Annotated in this window: 5 protein-coding genes; all 5 read right to left on the reverse strand. The window is 43.8% G+C overall.

Annotated elements, in window-relative coordinates; all coding sequences use genetic code 11:
• Nucleotides 1-1,380: UDP-N-acetylmuramoyl-L-alanine--D-glutamate ligase (murD, locus tag DDR33_RS15590; RefSeq protein WP_109416726.1), on the reverse strand; the 1,380-nt coding region annotated here is incomplete at its 3' end.
• A 14-nt stretch (nt 1,381-1,394) separates the two neighbouring features.
• Complete coding sequence (mraY, locus tag DDR33_RS15595) at nt 1,395-2,636, reverse strand: phospho-N-acetylmuramoyl-pentapeptide-transferase (RefSeq protein WP_109416727.1); 1,242 nt, start codon at nt 2,634-2,636, stop codon at nt 1,395-1,397.
• Entirely contained in the window at nt 2,636-4,099 is a 1,464-nt protein-coding gene (locus tag DDR33_RS15600) for a UDP-N-acetylmuramoyl-L-alanyl-D-glutamate--2,6-diaminopimelate ligase (protein ID WP_202913757.1), read from the reverse strand. Before DDR33_RS15600 ends, mraY begins: the two co-directional genes overlap by 1 nt.
• Entirely contained in the window at nt 4,096-6,192 is a 2,097-nt protein-coding gene (locus DDR33_RS15605; protein WP_109416728.1) for a penicillin-binding protein, read from the reverse strand. Before DDR33_RS15605 ends, DDR33_RS15600 begins: the two co-directional genes overlap by 4 nt.
• Nucleotides 6,193-6,217: 25 nt before the next feature.
• Nucleotides 6,218-6,631 carry an FtsL-like putative cell division protein gene (locus DDR33_RS15610; protein WP_109416729.1) on the reverse strand — a complete coding sequence of 138 codons (414 nt, stop codon included), beginning with the start codon at nt 6,629-6,631 and terminating at the stop codon, nt 6,218-6,220.
• Between the last annotated feature and the right edge of the window lie 77 nt (nt 6,632-6,708).

Genomic DNA, 6,708 nt, shown 5'->3' on the forward strand with positions numbered 1-6,708 from the left:
GTCCCTCACAGCAGCCTTAAACTGCTCTCCCCTGTCCTCGTAATTTCTGAACAGATCAAAACTTGCACATGCCGGCGACAACAATACCGTATCTCCCTTCTTCGCCAGGTGATAAGCTATCTCAACCGCCTCCTTTGCCGAAAATGTATTCACGATCACATCAACATCCTCTTCAAAAGCGTCGTGTATTCTCTTATTATCTTTTCCAAGACAAACGATTGCACGCACCTTGTCTTTAACAAGATCTTTCAGCATAGAATAATCATTCCCCTTATCCACCCCTCCAAGAATGAGAACAACATCTGTATTCATGCTCTCAAGCGCATACCAGGTTGAATTAACATTGGTAGCCTTTGAATCATTAACAAAATCGATTCCCGAGATACTCCCTGCATGCTCCAGCCGGTGCTCTATATTTTTGAAACTCCCCATGCTCTCGCGGATCGTTTCATTCCTTAATTCCAGTACTTTGGCTACAATGCCTGAAGCCATAGAATTGTAAACGTTGTGTTTGCCCTGAAGCGCTAATTCTGAAATGGACATGTTAAATTGTGATGTATCAGTGTTTATTTTAATTTCTTTATTTTCAAGATAAGCTCCTTTTTCCAGCTTCTTCTGTATAGAAAATGGAAAAGCGTTCGCTTTGACGGTATGCAAATGCAGGCCCTTAATAGTCTCCGGATCATCTTCACAATAGATGAATACATCCTGATCAGTCTGATTACGCAGGATGCGGAACTTAGAATCTGCATAATTCTCCATTTTATAATCGTACCGGTCAAGATGATCCGGTGTAATATTCAGAAGAACAGCGATATCTGCTTTAAAATCATACATATCATCCAGCATGAAACTACTGATTTCCAACACGTAGATATCGAAACTAACCTCTGCTACCTGCCAGGCAAAGCTCTTTCCTATATTCCCGGCAAGCCCGACATTCAATCCGGCGTTCTTCAGGATATGATAAGTAAGCATGGTCGTGGTCGACTTCCCATTGGAACCGGTAATGCATATCTTTTTTGCCGAAGTATACCGTCCTGCAAACTCGATTTCAGAGATGACGGGAATCCCCCGTTCCCTCAGCTTTTTTACCAATGGAGCTTTTTCCGGTATTCCGGGGCTTTTAATTACCTCAGCAGCCTGAAGAATCTTCTCCTCAGAATGCGTCCTTTCTTCAAAAGCAATACCTCTCTTTTCAAGCTCTCCCTTATAGATGTCAGCGATCTCTCCCAGATCAGATACAAACACATCAAATCCTTTCATCTTGGCCAGAATTGCAGCTCCCGTCCCGCTCTCGCCAGCTCCAAGAACAACAATCAGACTACCCCTCCCTGATTGGGGCTGCTGTAAAGTTGATATGTCTTTGATTCCGTCCATCTGCTTATTATAAATTATCTTAACTTGAGTGTCACAATGGTAAGGATGGCCAGGATAACCCCGATGATCCAAAATCTGGTAACTATTTTAGCTTCATGATATCCCTTTTTCTGATAGTGATGATGCAGAGGAGACATTAAGAAGATCCGGCGTCCTTCCCCAAATCTCCTTTTAGTATACTTGAAATAGGAAACCTGAAGCGAAACGGATAATATTTCCACAAGGAATACTCCGCACAGAATAGGAATCAATAGTTCCTTTCGGATCATGATGGCAAACGCGGCGATAATCCCCCCGATAGCGAGACTTCCCGTATCACCCATGAACACCTGTGCCGGATATGAATTATACCATAAAAAGCCGACACACGCACCGGTAAACGCTCCTGCAAAAACCACTAATTCACCCGAATTAGGGATATACATGATATTGAGATAATCTGCTGTGATGGTATTACCAGACACATAGGCCAGTATCGCAAGCGTCAACCCGATAATCGCCGAAGTCCCCGTTGCTAGTCCGTCTATCCCGTCCGTCAAGTTTGCACCGTTTGAAACTGCGGTAACGATAAGAATCACAAATGCCAGAAACACTACTAATGCGTACTTTTCATACCCCTCTCCCAGGAAACTAAGGAACTTTGCATAATCGAGCTCATTGTTCTTAAAAAAGGGAATATTTGTTCTTGTCGACTTCAGATTCTGCGTAAAATAATAAGAGTTACCTTTCTGATGCACTTCAAGCGGACTGGTATTTGTCGTTGGAAGCGTAACTTGCTGCCTCACGACAATATTGGGGTGAAAATACATAGTCCAGCCAATGATGATTGCCAGGACCACCTGTCCCAGTATCTTAAATCTCCCGGCCAGCCCTTCCTTATCCCGTTTAAATACCTTTATATAATCATCCACAAACCCGATAGCTCCCATCCAGACGGTAGTAACGATCATGAGCACCACGTAAACATTACTCAATTTCGCAAACAAAAGAGTAGGAACGAGAATCCCCAGAAGAATAATAACCCCTCCCATTGTCGGAGTACCCTGCTTCTGCATCTGCCCCTCCAGCCCCAGGTTCCTCACTGTTTCCCCTACCTGTTGAGTTCGCAGGAACCGGATAAGTCTGCTGCCGTATATGGTAGTAAATAAGAGCGAAAATATAATAGACATAGCCGTCCGGAAGGAAATATACTGAAACACCCCCGCGCCCGGAAAATCATACGCCTTATCCAACCAAGTAAATAAATAATACAGCATCAGCTATTCTGGTAAAGTTGTTCAATCAATATTTTCTTATCATCGAAAGGATACTTAACCCCTTTTATCTCCTGGTACTTTTCATGCCCTTTTCCTGCCAGCAGAATAATATCTCCCGGCTTAGCAAAGTGACAAGCCGTTTTGATAGCCTCTCTCCGGTCGGTAATTGTAAGGGCTTTCCTTTTATTTTCCGGACTTATACCGGCTTCCATTTCCCTGATAATTTCTTGCGGATCTTCTGAACGCGGATTATCAGAAGTAAGGATCACTTTATCGCTCCAGTCACAGGCAACCTGAGCCATAACCGGGCGTTTTGTTTTATCCCTGTCACCTCCGCATCCTATGATCGTAATAACCTGTTCAGTTCCCTTCCGGATGTCGTGAATAGTACTCAGCACATTCTGGACAGCATCAGGTGTATGGGCAAAATCGACGATTCCCATAATCCCCGATGGCGCAATGACATAATCAAAACGGCCTTCCGCGCCCGTAAGACGGCTTAACACAGTTAACACTTTTGCTTTATCCTGCTCAAGCAGCAATGCTGTCCCATACACCGCCAGCAAATTATACGCATTGAAACTCCCAACAAGCTTGAACCACACTTCCTGCCCCTCTATATCCAGAAGCAGCCCGCTTAGTTCATTTTCGATGATCTTAGCTTTAAAATCACCCATATTTTTCAATGCATACGTTTTTTGCCAGGCTCCGGTATTCTGAAGCATAACAGCTCCATTCTTGTCATCAGCGTTAACCAATGCAAATGCATCTTTACCCAGGCCGTCAAAAAATCCTTTTTTCGCTTCAAGGTAAGCTCTGAAAGTCTTATGAAAATCCAGGTGATCGTGTGTGAGATTTGTAAATACCCCCCCCGCAAACTTCAGCCCGCTGATTCTGTGTTGTACTACAGCGTGTGAACTAACCTCCATGAAACAATAGTCACATCCGGCATCCACCATCTCCGCCAGCAATTGATTTAAACTGATAGGATCAGGAGTAGTATGGGTGGAAGGAACTACTGTATTGTGAATATAATTCTCTACAGTAGAAATAAGTCCCGCTTTATATCCAAGCTCTTCAAACAACCTGAAAAGCAAGGTTGCAACGGTCGTTTTACCGTTCGTACCGGTCACCCCGGTCAGCCTCAGCTTATCCGATGGGTTCCCATAGAAATTCGATGCAATAACGCCCAGCGCTTCAGCAGAATTCTCAACTTTTATATAAGTAACGCCATCCTGCATAACAGCGGGATACTCTTCACAAACAATCGCCACAGCACCCGTCTCCGCTGCCTTTTGTACAAATTGATGTCCGTCTGCACTGGTTCCCCTGACGGCAGCAAACAGAGATCCGGGAGTTACCTGCCGCGAATCAAAACAGATCTTTCCGATCTCAAGCTCTGTCGTACCCTCAATTGACAATACGCCGGCTCCCGTCAATAATTCTTTTATCCTGATTATCATTTCAACTCAATCGAAATTGGATGCCCCTTGATCAGCTTACCACCCGGTTCTGGTAACTGTTTTACAACTTTGCCACTTCCCTTGACTACTGGTTTCAGGCCTGCATTGCTTAACAAAAACACAGCATCTTTCAGACCCATACCTGTTACATCCGGCACAGTTCCCGGCACAATTTTTACGTCACGTACCGCTACACCATTATTAGTATCAACTGTATTCACAAATTCGCTGTTAGAGGCCAAAAAAGCCTTTATCCCTAAAGCCTTATAGACTTTCTGCGTCGACCTTTTATACCCTGCTTTGGATGCTGGCATTTTGGTATTTCCAACATATCTTTCGCGAACAGGAGTATACATCTCTACATCACTTGCATATATCTTATCTGCTATCTCCCGGAACGGAGGACCTGCAACCTGCGCAGCATAATACCCGTTCTTAGGACCATTTATCACGACAATAAGTGAATACTTCGGCATATCTGCCGGAAAATACCCGCAAAACGAAGCCTGATACTGTCTTTTTGCCCTGTATCCTTTATTTCCGTCGGCTACCTGGGCAGTTCCTGTTTTGCCGGCTACTTTATAGAGAGGATTATAGATGATCCCTTTCCCGGTGCCCTCGTTTACAACCCCCTCCAGCATCTCCCTCATTTTCTTCAATGTCTCGTCGGAGCAAATTTTCTCATTAATTACCCTGGTCTCAAAACGCTCTATCGTAGAGCCCAGCCTTCTGATTTCCCGGACAAAAATCGGAGACACGTATTTCCCATTATTCGCAATTGCATTATAAAAAGTGAGCATTTTCAAAGGCGTGAGCTGCATCTCATAACCATATGCCATCTGGGGGAGCGTCATATTTTTATTCCAGCTCCTGTTAGATGGATTCTTAATGACCGGGCTTGCTTCACCCGGAATCTGCAGCCCAAGTTTTTCATTTAAATGCCACCGGTATAAATGATCTGTAAACTTCGCCTGATCCTCCCTGTATACTGTATTAACTAATTTTGCAACAGCAGCATTTGATGATTCTTCAAATGCCCTCTTTACAGAAACCGTTCCAATGCTACCATGCGAGTCCTTAATCATATGCCCCGGAATCTTATAATTACCAGTCTCAACCAAAGTACTCGTATCCACAGCACGATCTTCCAGTAAAGCCATATAGGAAGCAACTTTAAAAGTAGAACCCGGATCCTGGTTACCAGCTATAGCATAGTTAAACTTTTCTTTATAGATCCCTTCAGAAGTTCGGGTATAGTTGGCTATTGCCCTCACCTCACCTGTCGCCACCTCCATCAGAATGACGGATCCATGATCAGCATTACTCTTTATCAATTGCTTCAGCAACGCGTTCTGAGCGACATCCTGCATATTGATATCGATTGTAGAGATAATATCAGCACCATCCTTGGGGGCAATTTCTATATCCTTATTAACCGGCATCCATATTCCCCCGGCAATCCTTTGCATTAACCTCCGGCCGCTCTCTCCGCTTATAAAACCACCATAAGCGCCCTCCAGGCCTACCGGCTGAACATGTTCATTGCGGTAGCCAATTGTTCTGGCAGCAAGCGATCTGAACGGAAGTATCCGCTTGTTCTTTTGAACCGCTATCAATCCGCCCTTATACCTGCCCATATTGAAAATCGGAAACTTTTTTATCACACTAAGTTCCTGATGAGTAACATTTCTCTTAATCAAAAGATAACGGGAACGTTCTTTACGTGCCTGACGTAACATTCCGGCATATTCACGTTCAGATTTATCGCCAAAAAAGCGCGACATCTTCTCAGCCAGAGAATCTACCTTCTCATAAAAGATCTCGTTCTTTTCAATCCCGCCAGCCAGGAGATCCATTCTCAACTCATACTCCGGCACAGACGTTGCCAGCAGACTTCCGTCTACCGAATAAATATTGCCTCTTACAGCCTCTACATTTACGTACCGTGTTGAAAGACTATCAGCCATTGCCCGCCATTTTTTCCCCTCAACGATCTGCACATGGAACAGCTTAAACAACACCGCAAAAGCAAACAGTACAATTACCCCGAAGGCAATATACACACGCAACAAAATGTCAGTTCTGATATTCATATCACTATCTGCTTTCGTGCAATTATTACTTTTTTAACTTCAATTCATCCTCAGCAACCATTATCTTCTTTGGAGGTTCAACCGGCTCCCTCAAACCGAAGGTATCTACCCTTTTAGCAACCTCGGTTTGCGTACTCTTTAACATCAGGTCAGCCTTTAGTGTCTTAAAATCCCAACTCAATTCTTTAACCTCCTTATTTAACTTATCTATTTCCCTGATATTCTTCTCAGCAAAATGCCTGTTTCCAATGTACAGCATTCCCAGAAGTGCTATAAAAATGATAAAAGGCAACATTTCAGAAGCGGCCTCTTTCGAGATAACCCCCTCAGTAAGCAGAACCGTAAAAAAGTTGCGCGGAAGTTCGGCCTTTTTCTTTACTGGCTGAACTTCCTGCTCAACTTCCCCTTCAGTCAACTCGTTTCTAAAACGATTACTCATATCTTTATTAGTTTAAAGACTAAAGTTTAAAGCTCAAAGTCCCGGACAAAATCACATTCTTCGTCTTCCACTCCTCC

The organism is Pararcticibacter amylolyticus (genome assembly GCF_003130405.1).
In the GTDB taxonomy this organism is placed as follows: domain Bacteria; phylum Bacteroidota; class Bacteroidia; order Sphingobacteriales; family Sphingobacteriaceae; genus Arcticibacter; species Arcticibacter amylolyticus.

Coding starts and splice junctions, on each gene's coding strand:
- mraY (WP_109416727.1), bottom strand. CDS start 2,636: ATGCTGTATTATTTATTTACTTGGTTGGATAAGGCGTATGATTTTCCG.
- DDR33_RS15600 (WP_202913757.1), bottom strand. CDS start 4,099: ATGATAATCAGGATAAAAGAATTATTGACGGGAGCCGGCGTATTGTCA.
- DDR33_RS15605 (WP_109416728.1), bottom strand. CDS start 6,192: ATGAATATCAGAACTGACATTTTGTTGCGTGTGTATATTGCCTTCGGG.
- DDR33_RS15610 (WP_109416729.1), bottom strand. CDS start 6,631: ATGAGTAATCGTTTTAGAAACGAGTTGACTGAAGGGGAAGTTGAGCAG.